The sequence below is a fragment of the Pseudonocardia phyllosphaerae genome (genome assembly GCF_046546475.1).
In the GTDB taxonomy this organism is placed as follows: Bacteria; Actinomycetota; Actinomycetes; order Mycobacteriales; family Pseudonocardiaceae; genus Pseudonocardia; species Pseudonocardia phyllosphaerae.
The window spans coordinates 60,608-85,266 of sequence record NZ_JBKGXS010000006.1; the positions used below are offsets into that span (position 1 = coordinate 60,608).

The 24,659-nt window shown below is 69.1% G+C and carries 10 protein-coding genes; 3 read left to right on the forward strand and 7 right to left on the reverse strand.

Translation table 11 applies throughout. The features are described 5' to 3' along the window. The first annotated feature begins 39 nt into the window (after positions 1-39). Positions 40-2,616: a GmrSD restriction endonuclease domain-containing protein gene (locus ACLE50_RS14010; protein ID WP_410943960.1), complete on the forward strand. Its 2,577-nt coding sequence runs from the start codon at positions 40-42 to the stop codon at positions 2,614-2,616. On the opposite strand, the gene ACLE50_RS14015 is transcribed toward ACLE50_RS14010, so the two are convergent. Next, entirely contained in the window at positions 2,606-4,741 is a 2,136-nt protein-coding gene (locus ACLE50_RS14015) for a 3'-5' exonuclease (protein WP_410943961.1), read from the reverse strand. The genes ACLE50_RS14010 and ACLE50_RS14015 overlap by 11 nt on opposite strands. Further along, on the reverse strand, positions 4,741-10,947 hold the full coding sequence (locus ACLE50_RS14020) for a DEAD/DEAH box helicase (RefSeq protein WP_410943962.1): 6,207 nt from the start codon (positions 10,945-10,947) through the stop codon (positions 4,741-4,743). The genes ACLE50_RS14015 and ACLE50_RS14020 overlap by 1 nt, the downstream gene beginning before the upstream one ends. Before the next feature lie 186 nt (positions 10,948-11,133). Here ACLE50_RS14020 and ACLE50_RS14025 point away from each other — a divergent pair, with 186 nt between their 5' ends. Together ACLE50_RS14025 and ACLE50_RS14030 are read left to right on the forward strand one after the other, a co-directional pair. Then, positions 11,134-11,985: a hypothetical protein gene (locus tag ACLE50_RS14025; RefSeq protein WP_410943963.1), complete on the forward strand. Its 852-nt coding sequence runs from the start codon at positions 11,134-11,136 to the stop codon at positions 11,983-11,985. Then, positions 11,982-12,398, forward strand: a complete 417-nt coding sequence (locus ACLE50_RS14030) for a PIN domain-containing protein (RefSeq protein WP_410943964.1) — start codon at positions 11,982-11,984, stop codon at positions 12,396-12,398. Before ACLE50_RS14025 ends, ACLE50_RS14030 begins: the two co-directional genes overlap by 4 nt. Before the next feature lie 44 nt (positions 12,399-12,442). Here ACLE50_RS14030 and ACLE50_RS14035 read toward each other — a convergent pair whose 3' ends face one another. The 5 genes from ACLE50_RS14035 to ACLE50_RS14055 form a co-directional block, all read right to left on the reverse strand. Next, positions 12,443-12,760, reverse strand: coding sequence for a hypothetical protein (locus tag ACLE50_RS14035; protein WP_410943965.1), 318 nt, complete (start codon positions 12,758-12,760; stop codon positions 12,443-12,445). Between the two features lie 15 nt (positions 12,761-12,775). After that, on the reverse strand, positions 12,776-15,226 hold the full coding sequence (locus ACLE50_RS14040; RefSeq protein WP_410943966.1) for a hypothetical protein: 2,451 nt from the start codon (positions 15,224-15,226) through the stop codon (positions 12,776-12,778). 86 nt (positions 15,227-15,312) lie between these two features. After that, positions 15,313-17,130 (reverse strand): DUF262 domain-containing protein, encoded by a 1,818-nt coding sequence (locus tag ACLE50_RS14045; RefSeq protein WP_410943967.1) that lies wholly within the window; start codon positions 17,128-17,130, stop codon positions 15,313-15,315. Beyond that, complete coding sequence (locus ACLE50_RS14050) at positions 17,127-21,680, reverse strand: restriction endonuclease subunit M (protein WP_410943968.1); 4,554 nt, start codon at positions 21,678-21,680, stop codon at positions 17,127-17,129. The genes ACLE50_RS14045 and ACLE50_RS14050 overlap by 4 nt, the downstream gene beginning before the upstream one ends. Further along, a complete protein-coding gene (locus ACLE50_RS14055; RefSeq protein ID WP_410943969.1) occupies positions 21,677-24,523 on the reverse strand; it encodes an SNF2-related protein in 2,847 nt (948 codons plus the stop codon). The genes ACLE50_RS14050 and ACLE50_RS14055 overlap by 4 nt, the downstream gene beginning before the upstream one ends. Positions 24,524-24,659 lie beyond the last annotated feature (136 nt).

Here is a 24,659-nt window from a genome sequence, read left to right on the forward strand (position 1 = left end):
AGTGGAACGGCACGCATCGAGGCGGGGAGCAGAACAGCAGTGACGAAGTTGAGCACGATCCTGGACCAGATCGACGCAGGGTCGATGCTCCTGCCGGAGTTCCAGCGCGGGTACGTCTGGAACCGCGACCAGGTCCGCGGCCTGATGCGTTCGCTCTACCTCGGATATCCGGTCGGCGCACTGCTGGTGTGGGAGACCGAGGGGGACGTGCAGCCGGTCCGCGGTGCAGTGGCGACCGGTAGCGGGCAGCGTCAGCTCCTGCTCGACGGGCAGCAGCGGGTCACGACGCTCTACGGCCTGATCCGGGGCGCAGCCCCGGCGTTCTTCGAGGGTGACGACGCGGCATTCACCGGTCTGCGGTTCAACGTGGAGACCGAGGCGTTCCAGTTCCACGCGCCGATCAAGATGAAGGACGACCCGCGCTGGGTCGACGTGACCGCGCTGTTCCGCGACGGCATGGGTGGCGTGGCGCAGTCGCTGGCGGAACACCCGGAGACCGCGCCGCGCCTCTACACCGAGTACCTGCCCCGGCTGCAGGATCTGTTGAACATCGCCAACCGCGAGTTCCACGTCGAGCAGATCACCGGTGCGGACAAGACCGTCGACGTCGTCGTCGACATCTTCAACCGGGTCAACTCCGGCGGTACCAAGCTGTCGAAGGGAGACCTGGCGCTGGCGCGGATCTGCTCGGAGTGGGCGGACGCGCGGCCGACGATGCGGCGGAATCTGGACCGCTGGGCCGCGACCGGTTTCAAGTTCCCCGCGGACTGGCTGCTCCGGAACACGAACGCGGTGGCCACCGGGCGCGCGCCGTTCTCGGCGCTGGAGAACGTGTCGGCGTCCGACTTCCAGCACGCGCTCACCGAGACGCTGCACCACGTCGACCATCTGCTGTTCCTGCTGGGATCCAGGCTCGGCGTCGACCACGACCGGGTCCTCTTCGGCCGCAACGCTATCCCTGTCCTGAGCCGATTGCTGCACAACAGGGGCGGCCGGTTCGCCGACGGCTCAGAAGCCGACAAGGCCCTCTACTGGTACGTGCACGCAGCGCTGCGCGGCCGGTTCGCGGCTGCCTCCGAGACCGCACTGGCCAAGGACCTGGAGACCGTCGACGCCGGCGGGATCGACGCCGTGATCGCGTCGTTGAGCCGCTCCCGCAAGGGCAACATGCGTATCGACGCGCAGGACTTCGAAGGTGTCGGCCGGGGTGCCCGGTCCTACCCGCTGCTCTACCTGCTGACCCGCGTACGGGACGGTCTGGACCTGGTCACCGGCCGGCCGCTCGGCCAGGACTCCGGGACGGTCGAGGTGCACGAGATCTTCCCGAAGGCCGAGCTGGTCCGCGCCGGCTACAGCCGCGCGGAGGTGAACGCCATCGCCAACTTCGCGTTCGTCGGACCTGCCTCGGCCAGCCGGCTGTCGGGGGCGGATCCGGCCGGTTACCTGGCCGAGCTGCCCGAGACGGCGCGGCGCTCGCAGTGGATCCCCGAGGACCCGTCGCTCTGGCGGATCGATCGCTACCGCGAGTTCCTCGACGCCCGCCGCGAGCTGCTCGGCTCCGCCGCGACGGGGCTGATGGACGACCTGATCACCGGACGCATGCCGTGGAACCGTGAGCTGCAGGCCGTCGAGGTGCGCGACGAGGACACGGTCACGGTGTCCGATCCGCGCGCCGCCCAGCTCGCGTCGTTGGTCGAGGAACTCAGCGAGCTCGGCTACGCGGTCCCCGCGCGGGACGCCGAGATCGCCGACCCCGACACCGGGCGCGAGCTCGCGGTCGCCGAGCTGTTCTGGGAACGCGGCCTGCAGCCGGGCATGGGCAAGCCGGTCGTGCTGGAGCTGGATCCCGATGACGCAGACCTCCCGCGACTGGCGGAGCTGGGCTTCGATGTCTTCACCACGGTCGATGCGCTGCGCGGGTACGTGCAGCGGCTCGGGGAGCAGGTCTCGGGCGATACCGCAGAGAACACCGACCCGGTGGTCGACGAGACCCCGGCGGACGGAGCCTTCGAGAAAGCGCTCTACGACGTCATCGAACGGTGCCGCATCGAGCTCGGCTACAACGCCCAGAACATGCGCGAGCTGATCTACCAGTACGGGCCTGCCGACGCCGTGCGCCGGATCCTGAACTCCCGCACCGTGACCGACGGCTACGTGCGGCTGTGGGAGGCGGGGCGGCTGGACCTCGCGGTCGAGACCGTGGTGGTCGATCCACGGTTCAGGGCTCTGTTCAGTCCCGAGGAGCGGGCGATCGCGGAGAGCCGGTTGCACCGGTCCACGGGCGGGGGCAGTGCCGCGGTCCCGGTGACGACGACCGGTGACGATCCGGAGCAGGCCCAGCTGGCTCGACGGCTGGCCGGTCACCTCCGGCTCGTCCGGTCCGCGGCCGAGGAACAGGAGTTCGTGGACCTGCCGCTGGCCGAGGACCTTCATCGGCGGCTCGGTGAGGCGCTGAACCGATGGTCCGACTACGACGCCGAGCAGCGTCGGGTTCTCGGCGCCGCGGTCGGCTACCTCGTCCGGACCGACGACGACGAGGACGACCTGAGAAGCCCGGTCGGCTTCGATGACGACGCCGAGGTCGTCGAGGAAGCACTCCGGCGGATCAGCCGTTGACCGCGACCGGAAGGAAGGGGCTGGCCGCTCCGTGCCAGGTGATCACCAGCTGGTTGCGTGCACGGCTGCACGCCACGTAGAGCAACGACCGTTCCTGCGCTCTGATCAGCGGGTGCTCGGACTCCGGGCGCTGGGAGAACACGAAATCCAGCGGGACGACGTGGTCGCGCACTGCCACGACGACGACCTTGGTGAACTCGGTGCCCTTCGCCCGGTGCATCGAGGTGACCTTGACCGATCCCGGGTGCCCGGAACCGTCCTTCGGCAGGAACTCGATCGGGACACCCGCGTTCCGCAACGACTCCTTCACATGTTCGAGCTCGTGATTCCGCCGCCCGACGACTGCGATGGACTCCGGAGGGACGTCCGCGGCGATCCAGTCCTGCACGGTGGCGGCGACGAATGCCAGCTCCTCCTGCGGCGAGGAGAAGCCTCGGAGCTGCGGGACCGGCCCCGCGAACGCCGACCGGTATCCGGCCACGGTCTCGGGGTCCCCGTCGAGATCGACGATGTCCTCCTCGCTGATCACTCCCATGGCGAGGGCGAGGTTCTCCCGCGTCGTGCGGTAGTTGAGCGTCAGCCGCCGCGACCGGCCCCGGGTCTCGATGCCGAAGTGGCTGAGGACGAGGCGGTCGCCGTAGATGCGCTGGTGGCCGTCCTCGCAGATGAACAGATCGTTCGGGCCGCGGTCGACGAGTCCGCGCAGCATCCGCCAGTGACCGGCGTGCAGGTCCTGGCCCTCGTCGACGACGACGTGGTCGAACCGCGGGACCGCCGCGTGGTTCGCGGGATCGTTCGCGATCCGGGCGGCTCGGCAGGCGAGCACGTCGTAGGTCGTCCGGCCCTGAGCGGCGAGACTCTTCTCGAACGCCTCGACGACCCGCCACACGGCAGCTCGCTGGACCCGGTTTAACCGCACACCGCGTCCGATCCGCTTGGCCTTCAGGTAGGCCTCGCGCGTGTGCTCGGGCAGCGCCATGACGACCGCGCGGTACTCCGCGGCCAGGAACGTCGGAGTGAGCTGCTCGGCCAGGTCTTCGGGGACACCGGCCGCGTGCAGGGACTCGTTCCACACGGCGTCTCGCTCGCGGTCACCGAGTGGCGGCCCCTGCTGGCCGTCGACGGCGGTCACGACCCGGCGGACGAGCTGGTCGACCCCGTTCACCGTCACCCGCTGCGCCTCGTCCGCGGAGACCAGCCCGCGCAGATCCGTCTGCAGGACGGCGGCGAGGTTGCGGGTGAAGGTGCTGAGCAGGACCCGCGCCCCGGGCGTGCGCGACAGGAACGCGGTCCGATGGAGCGCAACGACGGTCTTCCCGGTGCCGGCCCCGCCGGCGAGCCGGAAGGGCCCGTTGTAGGTCTTCCGGTAGGCGATGTCGCGCTGAGTCGGATGCAGGTAGGTGCGCCACTCCGCGAAGTCGCCTTCGAGCATGCGGCGCAGCTCGTCGTCGGTTTCGAGATAGGCGAACTCCAGCTGACTTGCCGGCCGGCGGGCCGCGGTCACCGGGTCGACCGGCTCGTCGCCGGTGGGCGCGTCACCACCATAGGTGGCACGGACGTCGTCGAGTGACGAACCGGTGGCGAGGTCGAGCAGAGCCTTCTGCTGCCACGCCGGGAGATCGGTGGCGAGTGCGAGCAACGCGTCCTCGTCGGGGACGTTGATCGCCTCGGTGGCGACGCGGCTCTCGATCCCGATGCCGACGAGTTCCTCGATGGTGAAGGGCAGCAGCTGCGGGGCATCCTCGGGGTTCGAGGACCGATGCCGGAACCCGGCGACCGTCGCCTCGACCGCGGAGGGTGTGTAGACCTCCATCGCCCCGTTCGCGGGGTTCACGCTGAGGACGAGCTTCTCGGCCTCGGCGTAGGCCTGGTCGTGCGGCCGGATGGCGGCCAGCAACCACATCGGCTCGGCCTCGTCACCGACCGCGAAGATCACGGCGCGATGGTTGAGGTCCACCCGTGCGGTGCGGACCCGCTTGTCGGCGGGCCCCTTCGGGATCTTGACGTCGAGACCGGTGAGATCGGGGTCCTTGGTGAGCTTGGTGACGAAGTCCCACGCCTTGGGCTTGAGCGAGCCGTCGATGTCGAGCGAGCGGTGGAACTCCTTCGAGATGATCACGCCCATCAGGAACCTCCACCGTTCGTCACCGCTGCGCGCACCGCCTTCTCGTCGGGAGGAACGACCGTCCATCCGTGGTCGTTCAGGTACTCGAGCACATCGTCGTCGGGTTCGAACAGAACCGCGACGGCTTCCGCCGGCCAGGCGAGGTCGATCATGTGACGGCCGTCGTCGACCTCGAAGCCGGACTCCGGGACCGGAAGCCCGGCGGTCGCGAGGCCCAACACACGGTCCCGCTCGGTGCCCTCGTAGGTCTCCGCGATCTCCTGCCACGGGGGCGGGACGACGACAGCCTCGCCGACCGGGACGAGCATCGAGGGCAGTGTCGACACGGTTGCGGCCGTCAGCCGACCGGGCTCGAGGAACTGCAGTACCGCGGACACGGCGAGAAAGTCCCGCCAGGCCGCGACCTGGTCGTCCGACCCGACCGTCCGGGTCCGGTCGTCCAGACAGAGCCGTACCCGGGCGTCTTTCGGGCTGCGCCGCTCCGCAGCGATCGCGAGCCCGCCGGGTGTGCGGCCGACCGCCACCGGGACCGGGCCGGGGTCTCCTGTGGGACGGGCCCCGGTGGCCTCCGCCTCGAGGAGCGCCGGGATCGACTGCTCCACGATCTTCTGCAGCGGAGCGACGGTGGTGAGCGCGAGCGCGACGGAGTGGGCTGCCGGCCCCCATGCGTCCAGGTCCGGGTCGAGCACGAATGCGGTGAGCAGTGAGGACGGGTCGCGCAGGATCTCGGCAGTCTTCTTCGCTCCGACCACCGCGAGCTTCGTTCCCAGATGCTCGGCCTGCTTCCGGAGCTGTGGCGAGAGCCAGTGGACCGGCTGCTCGGGGGCACCGGTGAGCAGGTTCGAGAAGGTCTCCAGATCCTGATGCGTGATCGACCAGACCAGCTTCCCGGCGTCCCGGAGCCCTGCCCGCTTGCCGGCGTCGTCGGCGACCCGGTTGTGTTCGGCGGAGCAGTGGTACCGGGCACCGTCACAGAAGATCGCGATGTCCGGGACCGCGTTGTCCGCGGTCGTGAGCAGGAAGTCCGGCCGTACGCCGCCGAGCTTCACCTGCGGGGTGAGAGACCACTGTCGGTTCCCGTGAACCTTGGGAAACCGGATCTCGGCGCGATCACCCTGAGCGGTAGCGAACTTCGTGACCGCGGCCCCGCGTTGCTTGGCCCAGTTCAGGAACAGCTCGCGGAAGCGTTTCTCGATCGGCGTGTCCTGCGGGCCGACGACCAGATCGCGGAGCGAGTCGATCGGCTCGGGATCCCAGTGCGCGAACACCTCCCGGATCAGGTCGATCGCGGTGTCACGGCGGGCGAACTCGGCGTCGTACGGCGCGACGTAGGGCAGCAGGCACCGATGGCAGGCAGCGGTGCCCTCGTCGCGGCAGCGGCAGTTCTCCAGGACCGCGAGCGCTTCGGCCAGGAGCCGGTGGACGTCGGCGGCCTCGGTGAAGCGGGCCAGGTAACCCGTCCCGCCGGGAACGAGGTCGTGGAGCACCATCATCGAGCGGGAGCCGCCGTCGGCCGTCGGATCGGTGGCCTCGGTGACGTCGAGATGGTCGGGATCGCCGCCGAGGACGGCTCGGAGCCCGAGCAGGATCGCCGCCCGCAGCGAGGTGTGCACGGTGGCGTCGGCTTCGACGATCGGCGGCACGAGAATCCGCACCGCCTGGGTCCGCAGCTCGTGGGTCAGGGCGATCGAGAGCCAGCCGTCCGGGTCGGGTTCCTTGCGTTGCCGGCACCATCCCCGGTGTCGCACACCCTCGGTGTCGGTCCGCTGCGCGGCCGGGACCACACCGCAGTGCCGGCAGGTCAGGAACAGCGGCGCGCTGATCTCGTTGCCGGCCACGTACATCGTGGCGCCACCGCGGTCGGCCGGGCCGGTGTTGATCCACCGGATGTCCGCCGCCCGCAGGACCTCGGCGCCGAACGGGTAGTCGGCCAGCCGCCATGCGCTGGTGACGTCCTCAGGGTCGACGTCGACCGTGGTCAGGATCCCGAACCGGGTCTTGCGCCGCTCCTCCCGATCCTCGTCGCGCTGCGCGCGCTCCCGGGAGGAGTACGCCGACGCCTTCCGGAACGGCAGGGTGGTGAGCACCTGTCCGGAGTCCGCGGCTCCCGCTGCGCCGCAACGCGCGCAGGGGCCCGCGGCGGTGGTCGGGCCGATGCGGACCGACCATCCGCAGGCGGGGCAGAAGCGCCGCCGCTCGGTGGCGGGGTTCCGGGAGGTACCGACATCGACGGCGTCGATGTCGACGGCGGCGCCGCGGACGTAGAACGTCGCTCCCGGGGCCAGCTCGTGCAACGCCGTACGGGACCCCCGCACGTAGGAGCTCTCGTCCGAGCCCGCGCCGTTCTCCTCGTCGAACCACCAGAGCCCGACGTCGAGTGTGGTGCTGTCGTCGAGGAGCGAGTAGTTGGGGAGGAGGCCGCGTGCCTCCAGCGCCGAGATCCAGTAGGTCCGGCCGCGCGCGCTGCGCGACTTGTAGGCGGCGATCAGCTCGCCCCGCAGCCGCCGCTTCTCCCGTTCTCCGGCATCGTCGAGTTTCGTGTGTTCCTCGAGCTCGGCCGACGCGGCCTGCAGAGCGGTGATGCGCTCGGCGAGCTCCTCGCTCTCGGCGTTCCACTCCTGGACCGCGTTCTCGACCGCTCGCTCCAGCCCGGGCGGCTCGCCCTCCGGCCCGCCGTCGCCGGCCCATTCGCGCAGTGCCTGAGCGGACTCCTTCACGAGGTTCTGACCGAACCCGCGGAGGAACTCGTCGACGTAGAGCGCGGCGTGCTCGCGGGCGTCGGCGACGAGCGAGCCGAGCCACGACGCCGGCGTCAGCCCGTCGCGGAACACCTCGTCGGCGAGCCGGGTCGGTTCGCCCGAGCCGGAACGGGCCCGCCGGTCCACGAGGGAGGCGAGATACTGGCGGCGCAGGATCTCGGTCGCGTCCAGATAACAGGCGGGTGGCACGACGTCGCCGGCGATCATCGACAGCGGCTGGGCGAGTCGCTGCAGCTCCAGCGGCCGGGCCGGCAGCAGCGAGAGCACGAGCGCGTTGCCGGTGAGGCGGCCGGCCCGGCCGACCCGCTGCAGGTACGAGGCGGTCGAGCGCGGAAGGGACGTCAGCGCCACCATCGACAGGTCGCCGATGTCGATACCCAGCTCCAGCGTGGGGGTGCAGGTCAGGACGTTCGGGGAGTCCGGAGCGGCGGAGGACTTGAAGTCGGTCTCGAGGCCGACCCGCTCCTTGGTGGGCAGGAGCGACGTGTGCTCGCGTGCGATGATCCGCCGGACCTCCTCGCCGCGGTAGAGGTCGCGGTAGTAGTCGTACTCGGACTGTTCGGCCCGGTAGACGCCGGTGCAGCGGTCGCGGTGGCAGGGCGCGCCGGTGAGCTCACGCAGCACCGGCTCCGGCCCCGGGAAGATCGTCGAGCAGACGGTGCACCGCAGCCGGAGCGGGTTCGAACGGGTCCGTGCGATGCGGACGCGGCCGGGCGGGATCTGCCAGACCGTCGATCCGCCGGTCCCCTCCAGCGTGGTCAGCGCCCCGTCGGCGACGAGCGCGTCGAACAGGGCGCGGACGTAGCGCGGCGCGTCGACGGTCGGTACCTGCAGGATGCGTGCCGTCCACTGCGCGTACCAGGAGCGCGGCCCGATCAGCCCCAGGTTCTCGGTGTGTTTCGCGGAGGTGGGGAAGGCGGGCGCAGGCCGGCCGCGGGGGAACGCCGGCATGCCCACGGAACGGCGGTTCCGGTGCCCCCAGATCGGGTACCGGTCGTCGAGCTCGGCGTAGGACACGAGCCAGGGATGCGCGATACCGCCCTGCGCACGGACTCGTTCCAGGATTCCGCGCACCCAGGCGATCTCCGTCGGGCCCGGAGCGCCGGGGGGCAGTAGATCGCGGTCTCCGACGTCCTCGAGCTGCAGTTGCGTGGCGGTCTGTGCGACGGCGTCGAGCGCGGACCGGGCGATGGTCCCGAGGTCACCCACCTCGACGTGCGCGGTTGCGGCACCGGTGAGCTCCATGGTCCGGCCGGTGCGCGAGGACAGGCCGAACTCGAGGGTGGCGGAGAACCCCATGCGCAGCGCGACCGCCTCGCGCACCTCCCGGTCCGGATCATCCTGTGACCAGTAACGGGTGAAGATCTCGTGGTCCCGCAGCTCCGGTGGCAGGACGGCGAACCGTTCACCCCGGTCCGTGCCGGCGGTCTCGATGGCCGGGCCGATCCGGTCGAGCGTGCAGCCGTCGTCGCCGATCGCGCGGTGGATCAGTGCGCGCAGGTTGAGCGCGTAGGCACGATTCTCGACGAAGGCCGCCCGGTGTGAGGCGTCCTGCACGCTGTCGGTGAAGACGAGGGTCTTCTTCTCTGCGGTACGGATGTCGGTGCTGCCGAACACCTGGCCGAGGGTGGCCGAGGCGAGCGTCGCGACGCGGGAGCCGAGGAACCTGATCGCGTCCTTCTGCCCGCACGACGGGCAGGTCTCGTCCTTGGCCTCCACATCCGAGCTGGCGAGCACGGGGACCTCGGGGCTGTGCCGCCCGGTCCGGCTGGTGGACAGCTCGCCGGTGGCCGGGTCGGCCCACTGGACCCCCGGTGCGTCCTCGGCGGCCTCGCCGGGGGCATAGAGCCACGCGCGGGTGGCAGCCGGTTCGGAGACGGAGCGGCGCCACACGGTGGCGGGCGCGAGATCGAGCCCGCCACCGGCCCGCACGGTGACGCCCCACCCCGATCGTCCACAGTGGCGGCAGAACACCGACGGCAGTAGCCGATCGCCGTCGTCCGAGGCCGAGCCCTCGAACCAGCGGAAACGTGGCGACGCGCTGAGACGCCGCACGAGCCGGGTCACCTCGCGGATCCAGAGCTGCACGTCGATGGTGAGCAGCGGCCGGCTCGAGCCACTGGGGTCGCGCGCCCAGGACAGTAGCGCGAGGTAGAGGGCGACTGCGTGCCGTGTCGTGTCGGTCCCGCTGCGGGTGGTCCCCGACCAGACGGGTTCGGCGAGATCGGCGAGCTCCGCCAGGTTACGCGGTGCCGAGGCGAGCTCCAGCAGTGTCCGGGTGAACGGATGTGTGCGGAGTGCAGCGCCGAGCTCGGCAGGATCGACCTCGTCATCCCTACCGCGGCCGGAGGCCGGGAAGAACAGGTCGACCGCATGCCGCAACAGCCGGTGGTGGGGGAGTGGCGCCTCGCCCGGTGCCGGGATCAGCTCGGCGATCTGGGGCAGCAGCGGCACCACGGGAGTGCGGGTCCGCCCGGCAAGCGTGATCGGCCTGCTCGGTGTGAGCCATTCGTCCGGCGCCAGCCGATCCTCACCGATCAGCGCGTCGTCACCGAACGGGGCGCCGAACACGGTCTCCGCGAAGGTGCGGAGCTTGATCCGGTCCTCCTCCCCGCTGCCCAGCGTGGCGGAGGTGGCTACCGGGGTGACGGCGCCGAGGGGACGATCGTCCGTCATGATCCCGAGGGCCATGCCCAGGCGCCGGAGCAGCATCGCCACGTCCGTGCCCTGCGCACCGTCGTAGGTGTGGAACTCGTCGAGGACCAGGTAACGGAGTGACTCGGCGGCGTGCTCCCAGAGCGGTACGTCCTCCTGCCTCAGCAGGAGCATGTCGAGCATCTTGTAGTTGGTCAGCAGGATGTCCGGCGGCCGCCGCCGCATCTCGAACTTGCTCTCGACGACCTCGGTCGCGGTCATCGTGACGCCGTTGCCTGAGTCCCCGGTGTAGAGCCCGACGGTGACGTCGCCCAGCTCGGCGCGCTGGGCATGCACCAGCGCCGCGATCCGGCGGGCCTGGTCGTTGGCCAGCGCGTTCATCGGGTAGAGCACGATCGCCTTGATCCCGTCGTGGCCACGGCCGCGTTCACGACGGCAGTGCTCCAGCAACGGGATCAGGAAGCTCTCGGTCTTGCCCGAGCCGGTGCCCGTGGTCACCAGGGTCGGTTCCGGCAGGCGGTCACGGGACGCGAGGCGGGTCCAGGCCGCGGCCTGGTGCTTGTGCGGCAGGAACCCGCTCGGAGCCCAGTCGAGATGCGCGCGCCATCGGTCGTCGGCGGGCCGGAACGGCAGCTTGAGGCGAACGTAGGGGCCGCGGAACACGCCGTGATCGGGATCCGCGATGAACTGCTCCAGCTCGGTGCGGACGTCGTCGTCGGCCAAGGCGAACGTCGTGCCCAGGAAGTGGGTCAGAGACCTGCGGAGGTCCTCGGCGACCAACGACGGCAGCACCGGCGATCTCCCCTCGCGAACGTACAGTGGCTCACCGTAGTCGATCAGCTCCGGACGGGTCACGATCGGTGGCCCGATCGTGACGGGGGAACGGTGAACGAACTCGCAGCAGGTGTTTCTGCGGGCATACTGGGATGTCCGTCGACAGGTCCGGTCGACGGCTGGAGCCGACTTCCGGAGGTGGCGGTGGAGCAGTTCGAACTGCGGCTCACGGGAACCGGTCTGCCCCCCGGTGAGATCACGTTCGCGGGGATCGCCGCTGTCGCCGAGGCGATGCAGCGGTTGTCCGGCCGTGTGGGGCGACACCTCACCGGACACGACGGTCGAGGCCGCTCTCCCGGCGCCGTCGCACGAGCCACCGAGTTCCGGCTCCAGGGAACCGACGCGGGCAGCACCGTGCTCCGTGCCGTCATCGGTGAGGACGGGGTGCTCGGGGAGGGACTGGAGCACGAGAGCCTCGATGCGCTGTTCGACATCTTCCGAGGTGTGGCGTCCCAGCAGCCCCCGGATTGGATCACCCCTCTGCTGGGGGAGACCACGGTCGACGTGGTCGAGGCCCTCGCGGCGGTGTCCGATCGCTGCTCGGTCAGCAGCCCCGCCGGGCGTGCTGCTCCCATCGAGTTCATCCCGGGGGCGGTGCATCGTGACTCGTGGCTCTCGATCCCGAGGGCTGCGTCGCTCCGACGATCCGATGTCTCGGTATCGGGACGTCTCGATCTGGTCGATCTCCGTCGCGAGCTGCTCCGCGTGCGTGACGCCGTCGGAAACGAGATCCGGCTGGAGGACGTCGTCGGTGTCGACGACGCCAGTCGGCTCATCGGGCAGCAGGTGACAGCGACGGGAGAGGCCGTGCTCGGAAGCCGGGGCCAGGTCACCATGCTGGTCGGGGCTCGTATCGAGCAGCTCGATATGCCTGACTGGACCGCTCCGGAGATGCCGGATCTCGGGCCACGGCCTGCGCGGACGGATGGGGCAGTCGGCGGGCTCGACGTCGACGACGACGAGGTTTCTGCCTTCCTGGAGCTGATCGGTCGGTGACGTCATCGGTTCCGGCGAACCTCGTCGTCGTCGACACCGACGTCTTCAGCAGAGCCCTCGTCGCGCGGCGCCCCGCGCCGGAGGTGAAGGATCGGCTGCTCGGCAAGATCTTGGTGATCCCTACGCACACCCGGGCCGAACTGCTGCTCTGGCCACGGGTTCGGAACTGGGGTCCGACGCGCTCGGAGGAGCTCCTCGCAGTCATCGACTCGGTCGCCACGGTGCCGGTGACCGATGACGTGGTCGCGGCATACGTCGACCTCCGCGTCGCGTGTCAGGCACGAGGGCATGCGCTGGCGGCGAAAGTCCATTCGAGCGACTGCTGGATCGCCGCGACGGCGATCGCTCTCGACCGACCTCTGTGTTCACTGGACGGAGTCTATCGAGACGCGCCCGGACTCGAGCTGACGTAGCCATCCGAGGACGCCGAGGAAACAGGCGTCGTCGGCAGAGTCGTTCAGATCTTGTTATTTGCAGTGGATATGAACTCTTCGACGACTTTCTCCCATCCCTGAACTTCGTGTTCAGGAATGTCGCCAAAGGCACGGTTGCTGTGCAATGCGGCCGATGTCGCACTGTATACCCGGGCCGCCTGACGGGCGAGTCCGTAGCGAGCTTCCCAGTGGTACGTGTCGGTATAGGAGAGAATGAGCATCAGCCGCACGGCGACGTACGAGTGGCGTGCGGGTCGTGTGCCGGTGGCGCGTTCGACCAGGTCCGCTGCGGCGGTCTCCAGTCGTCGACGCACGATCAGTACCCGGATCCGCCGGTCCATGGAGGCTCGCATCCGTCAGTTCGCCAGCCAGTTGTGGGTGGTCAACTCTTCGCACGCAGCCTCAGTGGCGGTGATGGCAGTGTCGAGATCGACAGCGTCGTCGTCGATCTGTCCATGAGAGCCCTTGTTCCAGAAATCGAGGTAGCTTCTCGCTGCCTGGGTCAGGCGTGGGAGCTGATCCTTGCCGCCGGCGAGAGCTGTCATATGCTCGATCCTCGCCCTGGTCTCTCGCGCCCCCTCAAGATCCTTGAGAGCTTGCGCAATATCGATCGTCCGTTGCACGGCGCGTATCATGGCCGATTGGCGAAGGGCGCCGTCGACAGCCGCTCGGCACATCCCTCCTACCACCGATGCCAAATTCTCCGAGTAATCCCAACTCTTGTTCCTGGTGACTCTGCGGATTTCTCGTGCGTCTGTCAGTAGCGCACCCCACGGAGTGGAAATCTCCGAGAACGTGACGGTGCGAGAAACAGGATCCCGATCGAGCTCGACGATGTTCATGGTAGGGCGGTGTGCCTGCAGATATTCCTCGAGTCGAGGATCGTGAGTTAGCACGATCACCTGACGTTCGGCTGAGAGTCGAACGAGCTCACGAGCAAGGAGGTCGACTCGTGTGTCGTCGAGGGCGTGGACGGGATCATCGACAATGACGAAGCCGAAGGGCCCCTGCGCGCCGGGCATCAAGAGCGGTGTTAGAAGCAGGGCATTCCGCTGGCCGCTACTGAGCATCCCCAGCTGGGCTTGCCTGCCACCGATCCGGAGATCGACTTCGACGCCGTGCTGGTTCTTCACTTTGCCGCGGTGCTTGATGCCGCCGAGATCGACGTCTGCGTCGGGCAGGAGCTGTTGGAGGGCGGAGCGAAGATGGTCGGTGACGACGTCCTGGCGCGACTGCCGGATGCCGACCTGCAACGCGTCGAGTGCGTCCTGTGCCCTCTTCCAGATGCCGGCATCGGCTGCCGTCGTCGCCAGTTCGCCCACGGTGGCGGCGAACTCGTGGACGATCGCAGCGAGCGCGGACCGCCATTCGGCGATCGTTCCCGTGGCCGCCCGGGCATCGACGAGCCACTCCGAGTACTGCGGCTCCAGCAGGTGTTTCAGCAGGATCTTCGCCTGGATGTGAGCGGCCGAATGTCCGCGGCACCCGAGGTCTGTTGCCTTCTGGAACTGGCGGACCTCGTGCACGGGGCCACCTGGGACGCCGACGTTCAGAAGCGGGTCGAGATCCGAACCTACCCAGTCCCGAAGCCCCTCGAGGGCCCGCTGTACTCGACCGGCTGCTGTCGAGCGGCCGTGCAGCGCGCGGGTGAGGCTTTCGACGTGCCCACGCCAGTCCGCGGTGGAGCCGCAGAGGGGACAGCGTGAGCCGTCGAGATCGCCGACGGTGACGACGTTCTCGAGATGGTCGAGCGCCTGCGCCATCCCGGGGGCATCCAGCCCGGCTTCGGCGAGAGTCAGCTCTTTCTCCGCAGCGCGCAGCTCGCCATCGAGCTGCGCGATCCGATCTTCGTGGTTCGTCGCGACGTGGAGAGAGCCACCGTATCCGGGTGAGTCCGGCATGCCGGTCGCTGCGAGCCAGGTGTTGGTGTCGACGCGATCCTTGACTTGAGGCCAGGAAATGCGGTTCGGCCACTGGGATTCAGGCAGCTCGTCCGAGAACCGGTCGGACAGGCGCTGCTCCTGTTCAGTTGCCTTCTTTCGCGCACCCTCGAAAGTCTTACTTGCTGCGGCGGCCTCGGCCGCGCGCCGCTCGATCTCCGCCCGCACCATCTGCCAGCAGGGCCCGAGTAGGAGGTTCTCCTCCAGGAACGTCTGGAGATCCTTGCTCTCGATGAGGCGACTCTGGAGATCGGCGTAGCTGTAGCAGGCACGCGCACCGGTCAGCGCCCGTCTCCAGGCCTCCGGCAACTCCACCGAGCGGGCGCCCACGTGGTCGGTCAGCGTTGCACCGAGCTGGACCTGCGATTCTCGGGTGAACTCGACGGCGAGATGAAGCCGGGTTGGCCCGCTGCACAAGGTCAGGTCGGCTCTCGCCGTCTCCGCACCGTCGGTCAGGAGCTGGGTCTGCCAGAGTCGTCCGGGCGATCTCGTCGCGAGGTCGTGGTCTCCCCTCAGAGCGACGTCGATCCCGCGGGCCAGACTGGTCTTTCCCTGGCCGTTGTTGCCACGAAGGACTGTCACGCCGGGAACAGGAGAAAGCTTGAGTGGGCCGGTGATCTTTTCGATCCCGCCGAAGCCGGCGACGTTGACTTCGGCGATCTTCCACGCTCGGTCGTCGAGGAGCGTGGCGTCGTCGTTCTCGGGAGTGGCCGCCACCAGGTCGTCGACGACACGTAGCAGCCGCCGACGTCCTTTCTGGAGGTCGGACTCCTTGCCCTTGGCAATCCCTTCGCAGATGAGCTCCCGGATCTGTGCCAGGGTCATCTCCGTCATCGGCGAGTGCTGAACACCCTCGTTCGCGGCCACCCGACTCCTCTCAGCGCCAGTTGCGTCACTGAGAGTAGCGAATCGTCAACGGTTGGGGAACGAGTCATCGACAACTATTGCGATTTTCAGTCGACCATCGCCTTCGCCGATGGCCACACCGCTGCCGCCTGCTCCGCGAGCGTGACTCCACGGTCCCGGATCGCCTCTTCGTCCCAATGCGCGTCGCGGTACCGGTCGAGTAGACGCTTGTTCAGGTACAGCACGGAGTGCTGGTCGAGAGCCCTCTGCTTGTCGGTCCACGGACCGTTGGACTGGGCGGAGTTCAACTTGCCGTTGAGCAGGGTCAGGTTGCCGACGCTGTGGAGCAATCGATTCCGGAGGGCGATTGCGTCGTGCTGGTCGTCGCCGACCGGCGGCGGCCAGTTCCGAGTCCACGCCCGGGGGAGGACGTGCTCGACGGTGAGGTTCCGCGGAACCTCCATCGACTCGGCGAAACGCCCACGCAGTGACAGCTCGAGCGCTTCCAGGACCATACGGAGGCGGTTCCGGGTGAGGAGCCGGAACAGCGGAAGCTCGGTGAAAGCCGCGGTGAGCTGGGAGTCGTCCGGCCACTCGCGTGAGTCGGCTTCCTGCTCGGCGAAGAACGTCACGACGGGGTCCTCCGTGAGCGTGGGGTCGGCGTGTAGTCGTTCGAGAAGATCGAGGAACAGCCGGTTGTAGTCCTTGGTGGTGAGGCGGCACAGCATGCGCCGAACGAGGAAGCTCTCGATTGCAGTCAGGGCGCGATCACGTGCTTCCGTGGCGATCTCGGGCGCGGAGAGCAGCCAGAGCAGGGCCGGTGTCGCGACGCCGGCCTCGATGGTGTGCCATCGGTACAGGAACCGTGCCAGAGACGGATCCGCCGCCTCGGTCTCGAGGGTTCGGTAGACAGCGGCGATCCGCGCGACATCGGCGACGACCTCGTCGATCGGGCGTGCGGCGTTCTCGACGTACTCCCGGAAACGCGGGAAGACGTCGTGCGACTGCACCTCGGTTGCGGTGCGCATGACGAGCCAGTGCCCGAGGAAGTTGTCGAGACGCGGACGGAAGAGACGGCCCTGTCTGATCTCGGTACGCCACCACTCGGTTTCCAACTGTTCCCAGTGCCGGGTGTGGAGGGCGTCGGCGTCGAGTCCCGCGGTGGTCGCGGCCTGAAGGACATAGTTCTTCACCAGGTCGGAGGCAAGAAGCGGTGTCCCGCGGGCGTTGAGGGTCTCGAAGATGACGGCGGCATCGTCGTCGGTCGACAGGTCGATCACGACGAGCTGGACCAACGCGAACAGAGTGGTCTCCAGCCCGTGGACGAGCCGGGCGCGTTCCGCCCCGTTGACCGAGTTGATCCACTCGCGGATCTGGAGACGGAAGAACTCGTGGGCCTGGGCGATCCGCGACGCCTCGAACGCGGTGGTGTCGGCGCCGTTGCGCATCACGGCGCGGAAGGCGTCGCGGTCGAGGCGAGTGGGCCACAACTTGAACTCGTCGTCGCCATCGGCGTACTGGTTCACGACAATGCGGCTCAGACGCTTCGCCTCCTTGGCGAACCCGTCGTCTTCGGCGACCTGCTGAGCAGCGTCGGCGAGGAGCTGCATCGTGGTGAGGCGCTGCTGGCCGTCGATGACGTCACGGGTCTCCAGCTCGGCGGCGGCGTTGGGGCGCTGTTGCAGCACCACTGCACCCATGAAGTGCCGGCCCACCCGTTCCTCGGCTTTCGCGCCGACCGCTCCGGCATCGCCTCCCAGGGCATCCAGCTCGGTGAGATAGCGCTCCGAGGCGTTGCGCACGTCCTCCCACAGCGGCTCCCACTGATCGTCCTGATTCCAGACGTACGGGCGTTGGAAAGTGGGAATGACGTAGCGGACGTCGCGCTGGAACAGCTGCTTCAGGCTCAGCGTGTCGGCCTTCATGTGCGTGCCTCTCGTCGTGCTGCGCGGCCGAGGAACTCGTCGTGCGCGATGGTCATCTCCTTCTCCCGGTCGACACCGGTGAAGGGAAGCTCGTAGCGGCCCAGGTCGGCGCGGTCGCCTCGCTTCTCGTAGTCCCTGAGGACGTCCTTCGGCACTTGGCGGCCGTTCGCGTCGAACTGCATGACCCGCTCGTACTTCCGCAGCACGCCGAACTGGGTGCGGTAGATCGAGCACAGCTCCTCGGCGGTGATGCCGAGCATGACGGCGGCGAGTGCGTCGATCTCGACGAGGGCCTGGCGGCGTTCGGCGTCGCGGCGCAGCGGGGTGGACATGGTCCACTCCCGCTCGACCTTGCCGAGCGGGCCCGCCGGGATGTCGCGGGTCCAGCGGTCGTCGCCCCAGCCAGGGTCGAACAGCTCGGACCAGAAGGGGGCGTAGTCGGCGGTGAGGCAGTTGAGGCGGAGTGCGCGGAGGGTGAGGTCGGGAACGAGGACGTGGTCACGGGGATGTGGGAAGCGTGAGGTGACGTTTGTCTTGAGCTCCGTGACTCCTGCCGATTTCACGAGGAAGTCGACAGGGATGGAGGCCCACATCCCGGAGGCGACTGCTAGATCCCGGGGGCCCGCGCCAAGGCTGATGACGGTACCCACCAGCGTGGGGCCGGGCGAAAGCAAGCTCGCATGAAGCGTACGGACCGTTGCCGAGTCGGCCATGCGCCTCCAGATCAGTCTAACCAAGTTATTGGAGGGGTCGCCGTTCCAGTGTGGATATCCGGAGATGAACTCAACCCGCGGTCTCGCCCTCTGGTAGTTGGTCCGAGGAATCGCGTGCTTCGGTAGATGCTCCAGGTCCCAGGCGGAGTAGTCGAGGTTGCTGCGCATCGTCGGGTTCGGCTGCCGCGCGAACGGTGTGGCGACGGTGAAGTGCGGACCCTGAAGGATCACGTCGTCCAGTGATTCGGGCACGGCGGAGCGAGCGACGAAATATCCGGCCTGCTTGTCGGCTGATTCGTGCCAGCCGGATGTCCAATTGAAGTCGATGTCGCCGAAGCGCGGCGCGTCGGCGATCTTGTCGAGGACTTTCTGACTGGAGCGAGTAACCGGGCGGAGCATTCGAGCCTCAGTTGGACGGGTGCCTGGGGCGTCGATGAGTGCAGCCCACGTCGCCAGCACAGTCTCGTCGACCCGGATGATCCGCGCTGCATGCGGACGGACGTCCCAGCCGTCGTCATCGTCCTTGATCCCGGGCTCGGGCCCGGTGCCGTCATGACTGCGGGATCGTTCCAACGTGTCCGGGTGGTAGAGCGAGGCCGCGCTGGCGAAGTCCGGGTTGCGCGGCGGGCCGTAGATCTGAACGCCGTACTGGCGAGTGTGGTGGATCTCGAACAGGCTGAGTTCATTGCGGAACTGCCAATGCCGCCGTAACCGTCGATAGGTCGCCTGTCGCAGTTGACCGGCGCGTTCCTCGGTGAAGTGCGACTCCGGATGGATCAATCCGACGATGCCGTGGGGAGCCATCGTCCGCCATGTGCGATCCATGAAGCACCGGTAGAGGTCGGGCTGAGTCCCGCCGAGCAGCGGTCGGTCGATTCCACTACCGAGGTGTGTACTCGTCCCGGCCAGCGACGCCCGCTCGTCCAGGTATCGGACGTCACCGTGCTGAGCGAGCGCCGCCGTCCGTCTCTGCCGCACCTCGACAACCGGTGGCTTGGCTGCCAGCCCGAACCATGCGTCGTCCTCGGCGAGCACCAGCGCGTCGTCCCAGTCCGGCCGCACCCAGGGTGGGTTTCCGACCTGCAGGTCGAACCCGCCCTTCGCGAACACCGCGGCGAAGTCGAGCTCCCAGTGGAAGAAGCCCTCCCGTTCGGTGATCGTCTCGCAGATGCGGAGCCACGGGTGATCGTCGCCGACTGCGGAGACCGGCTCCATCTGCCCGAACACCGTCTCGGTGTGCTCGGCGTCGTCGAGCTCGGTCCAGGTCGCGTCGGCGCCCCACAGCCCACGGCCCTGCTTCGCCTCGGTCCGGGTGACGGTGCCGAGCAGCTTCTCCAAGGCGGTCAGCCAGTCCTCACGGGACGGCGGCGCGACGTCGGTGGTGACCGGCCAGAACCACATCGCCGCCCACACGTCCATCACGAGCCGGAGCCGGCGGTAGGCGCTGTCGGCGTCGGCGAGGCTCCGCTCGACCTGCTCGCGGGTGACGACACGTTCGCCGGGCCCGGTGATCTCCGCGCCCCAGACCGGGATCGTGCGGCGGATGCCGGTCTCGGCCGCCTCCATGCGGCGCCGGGCCAGCGTCCACAACATCTCGACCCGACGCGCGAGGTTCTGCAGGCGGGCCACCTCCGACTTGTCCAGGGCGCTCGTCATCCTGCGCCGCCACTTGCGTAACCGATCGGCCCGCTCCTTGCGGAGTTCCTTGGCCTCCTTGGTGTCGGCGACCGCTGCCCAGCCCGCGCAGGGCAGCAGGAAGTGGTGGACGGAGCCGTCGGGGAAGTCGGTGTCCAGGCCGTACGCCGTCGGGACGGTCGAGATCCAGCCGCGCTCGTCGAGCTGTGTCGCCGTCCAGCCCTCCCGGCGGGCGCCGATCAGCGAGTTGCCGCGCCGCAGGTGCAGGCCGAACCACGGTGCTCGCAGGCCGGGGTGCATCGCGTCGAGCCAGAGCGTGATCTCCGCCAGCTCCACGGCGGTGGCGTTGAGGTCGACGCCGTAGCAGTTGTGCAGGGCGAGGTAGGCCTTGACCCGCTGCAGCTCGGCCTGGTGCTCCTCGGGCGGGATCTCCTCACCGAGCTCACGCTGTCGTCGGGTGAGGTACTGACCGGCGAGCTGGTTGATCGCCTCGATGAGGAACGCGCCGGATCCGAGCGCCGGCTCGCACACCGACAGCTCGAGGATCCGCGACGCGGGAGTGACGGTGCCGTCCTGGTCGAGCAGCTCGGCGAGCGAGTGCGTGACGACGCAGCGGGTCAGCACCTCGGGGGTGTAGTAGGAGGCGCTGCGCTGGCGTTCCCGGCCCGAGAGCCGGAACACGAAGTCACCTGGGCGGTAGGTGACACGCTCGCGGTCGCCGTTGTCCGGGTTGTCGCGCAACACGAACCAGTCCGGTTCGAAGCTCTCGGCGCTCGCGGCGGGCACCACCCAGCTGCCCTTGCCGGGGTCGCCGTCCTTCGCGACCTCGACCATGTGGTCCCGGGCGATCGAGCCGCTGTAGGACATGAGGCCCTCGTAGACGGCGCCGAGCTGGTTGATCCCGAGCTGGGCGTAGGAGACGAAGCCGCGATCGCGCTTGCGCTGCTTCTTCGACAGCAGCAGCCGCTCGAGCACCTGTTGCAGGCAGGCGTTGCCGAGCCCGACCTCGTCGATCAGCGCGGTTGCGTCCCGGCTGAACAGGTCGGCGCGCAACGCCTCGAATCGGAGACCACCGCTGTCGTCCGGGGCGGGATCGTTGCCGAGCGTGTCCGGGGGGTAGCCGTCGTTGACCAGCCGGAACAGCACCCCGAGCGAGTCGAACAGGTGGGTCCCGGCGCGTTCGCGATCACCGGTCAGGTCGGTGAGGACCAGCTCGCGCAGCCGGTCCAGACCGTAGCCCTCGGCGTACTCTGGCGTACCGATCGGCAGTACGCCCAGCTCGGGCCGGGCCTCGGCGTAGAGCAGGAACAGGATGCGGTAGAGGAACCGCAGACTGTGCTGGGTGAGGGTCGCGGCGAGCTCCGGTGCGTCGTCCGGGATTCCGCGGGCGCGTCGGCGTGCCAGCACGTCCGAGGCGAGGAGCTCGATCGACTCGCGGACGCCGTCGCGCAGACCCTGCGAGACCCCCTCGGAGTGTTTGACGGAGTCGTCGAGCATGCCGAGCAGCGGCCCCGCACCCTCGTTGTCCGGTAGCAGGCTGTCGCCGGACACCAGTGCGGCGACGGTCTCGAGCTCACCGGCGGCGGTCGTCTCGTTCCGCTCGAAGACGGTCGCGAGATCGACGGCCAGCCAGCGTCCCTCCGGCCAGCTGCCGCGCTGGGCGACCAGCAGCCACGCGCCGGCCGTCACGAGGATCAGCGGCGGTGCGTCCTCGGTGCGGAAGAGCCCAGAGATCACCTCTGCGGTGGAGTGCACTTCGTCACCGTCGACGTGAGCGGGGGACAGGAGCAGGCCGGCGCCCTTGTCGTCCAACAGGTCCTCGACCTGCGCGGCGTCGTGGGCCTGCAGGACGAGCAGCGGCGTCCCGGTCGCCGACGCCGGCGCCACGGCACGGACGGTCATCTCGCCGCCCGCCCGCTCGGACGTCCAGTCCTGTTCCGCGCCGGGGATGAGCAGGGCGTTGCGGACCAGGGCGTGCAGCTCCCGCAGCGTGGCCTCGTCCCCGCTCTCCCGATACCGGACGAGCGTGCGGCCGAACGCGGCGGCGAGCGCCTTGAGGCCCGACCGCGGGGTCGGCTTGCCGTGGCCCTCGCGTTCCTTCCACACAGCCCGCAGGGCGGTCACGGTCCTGGGGAACTGCTCCGCGAGCCAGTGCTCGGAGACGAAGTCGTTGCCGACGACGATCGAGTCGTACCTGCTCATCGAGCCTCTCCGTTCGGGACGAGCAGCAGCAGGACACGGACCATCGGGTCGCGTCGCGCGCTCAGCGAATCCACCAGCTCGTCGGCCTGCCGGCCGTACTCCTCGATGCGCTTGCGTACGCGTGCCGCCTGGGCCGGTGGCTTGCTCCGGGCGTAGTCCTCCGACCGGGAACGCCAGCTCCGGATCGCCCGGGCCGCGGCCCGCAGGGGCCCGACCAGCTCCTCACCACGGTTCTTGCGCAAGGTGCCCATGTACTGGCGCATCGCCTCGACCGCTTCGGGCACGGTGTGCGCGTATGGCGAGACATCCAGCGGGTCGTTCGGGCCGTGCGGGTTGACGGCGCCGTCGCGGAGCCCCGCGTCGCGGATGATGCCCTCGGCGTCCTCCAGAGCGACCGGTGGCGCGCCCTCGGCGAAGAACGCCATGCCGATGACCGACCGCATGACCACCTGGCCGCGGGAGTTCGACAGGGTGCCCAGCATGATCGCTACGGGGTGTTCGACGGTGCCGCTCACCACCGGCACCTCGTTGCGGCCGAGCCGGGTCAGCGCCCGGTCGACGGCCCAGTCCAGCACCGGGTGCAACGGCGACAGGTAGTGCGCCGCCGGCCACTGGGTGGTCTTGCCGTCGGAAGCCTTCCGCAGGTACTCCTCGCCGGTCTCGCGGTCGACGGCGAGCAACAGCTTCTCCCGCACCGCGCGCTCGTCGAGGTAGGACTTCGGCAGGACCCGCAACCGCGCCATGAGGTCCTTGGGCGGGACGAGCTCGACGAGACGGTCCTCGTGGTGCTCCCGCCAGCCGATGCGGGACGCCGGGTCACCGTCGAACGCCTCGGACAGCGCCTCGCGCAGGAACGCCACCTGGGAGTCGAACAACCCGGCCGTCGCGGAGGGGTCCTGCGGGGGATCGGGGACCAACTCGCCGGCATCGAGGAACAGGTCGTCGAACTCGGCGTCGTCGGCGATCTCGCCCGGCGGGTGGGGGTCGGGTACGACCTCGTCGATCGGGGTCCCTGCCATGAGCGCGTCGCGGACGGCGGTCTCCTCGCCGCCGATGTCGTGCAGGTGCATCAGCGAGGCCGCGTCGCCGAGCGCCTTATGGGCGGCGTGCTCCTTGGCGAGCAGCCGGGTGATGACGCGGACGTCGCCGGAGAAGCGCTCGTCCGCTGTGGCCAGGGCGAGCGCGACGATCCGTGGCGGGTGTTCCTGACCGTAGCGGTCGATGCGACCGTTGCGCTGCTCGATGCGGATCAAGCTCCACGGGATGTCGACGTGCACCAGGTTGTGGCAGCGTTTGTGCAGGTTGACCCCCTCGCTGGCCACATCGCCCGTGATCAGTATCCGGAGCGGGCTCGCGGCCAGCTGGAACGACTCGACGATCTCCATCTGGGCCTGGTCGGGGAGCTTCCCGTGCAGAACGGCGAAGGCGGACTCGGGCATGCCGAGGGCCGCAGGAAGGTGCTGGTGCAGCCAGTCCAGGGTCGCGATGCGCTCGCTGAACAGCACAACCCGGGTGTCGCTGTTCCTGCCGATGCCGATCTCGCGGAGGTGGGCGACGAGCGCGTCGAGCTTGGACGACGGCCCGGACTCGGCCTCGTCGGCCAGCTTCCGTAGCCGGCGCAGCGACCCGGCCTCGGAGCTGTCCTGCCGGCCGTCCTTGTCGAGGGTCGCCCGCCGCGCGTCGAGGGTCTCGGCGAACGCGGCCGGCGAGGAGAGGAAGGCCTTGGCCAGCTGCCACGCCACGAGCTGTCCACCGCGCTGGGTGTGCGGTGTCTCCGGATGCAGAAGGCTCGACGACAGCTCCGCCGCAATCGCGTCCTCGGCCGGAGTCGGCTCGATGGTCACGACCTCGGGGTCGAGGCGCTCGGCCCACTTGTTTCCGACCTCGCGTGCGACGTCGGGGGAGTGGCGGTGGCGGCGGACGAACAGCCCGCGGATGTCGTCGACGGCGAAGTCGGTGGGGTCGACGATCGCCGTCGGTTCCAGCAGATTGATCAGGTTCGCGAACGACTCCGGCTTGCCGTTGTGCGGGGTCGCCGAGGCGAGGATCAACGCCTCGGTCCGGGCGGCCAGCACCCGGGCCAGTTCGCTGCGCTGTGCCGCGGAGTTGGTGACGTTGTGCGACTCGTCGATGACGACGACGTCCCAGTGGTGGTTCTCGAGGTGCGCCCGGTAGCGGGCGGACTTGAGCGTGTCGATCGAGACGATGACCTTGGGGAAGTAGGTGAACGGGTTCCGGCTGGCCGGGAGTTCCTGGCGGACACGCTGGATCCCGTCGGAATCGAGCCGGACCAGGGGCAGGGAGAAGCGGGTCCACAGCTCGTACTGCATCTGCTCCAGCACGTGCCGAGGCGTGACGACCAGGACTCGTTCGGCCCGGCCGCGACGGGACAGCTCGGCGAGGATCATGCCGATCTCGAGCGTCTTGCCCAGCCCGACGGCGTCGGCGATCAACAGGCGCGGCCGAAGCCGGGCAGGATCGAGCGCGAGGGCGACGGCCTGGCGCTGGTAGTCCAGCGGGTCGAGCAGCATCTCCTGACCGACCGTCAGCCCCGGCTCGTGCAGCGCGCGCGGAGTCTTGCGCAGGACGGACTCGACCCAGAGACGGCTGCGTCGGAACCTCGGCGAGTCGTCGGCGATGAGCACGGCCTCGGCAGGGTCGAGGGACCGGATGTCGTCCAGGGTGCTGTAGAAGGTCGCCGTGGTGCCCCGGACCAGCTCGGAGCTGCCGGAGCAGCGAACGCGCCAGCCGTCACCGGCGCGGTCGCACGACGTGACGACCCACTCCTCGTCGCGGACGACGACCGCGCTCCCGGCCGCGAAACCCACCGTGGTGACCGTCAACCCGTACTCCCTTGCTGATCACGCGGACCGTGAACGCTAGCGGCCGATCACGGTGTGTGGAACATCGACCTCTGAAGGTCGAGGTCGGCGCGGGTGTGCGCGGGAGGTGGTGGTGCAATGTCCGAAACTGTCGGTG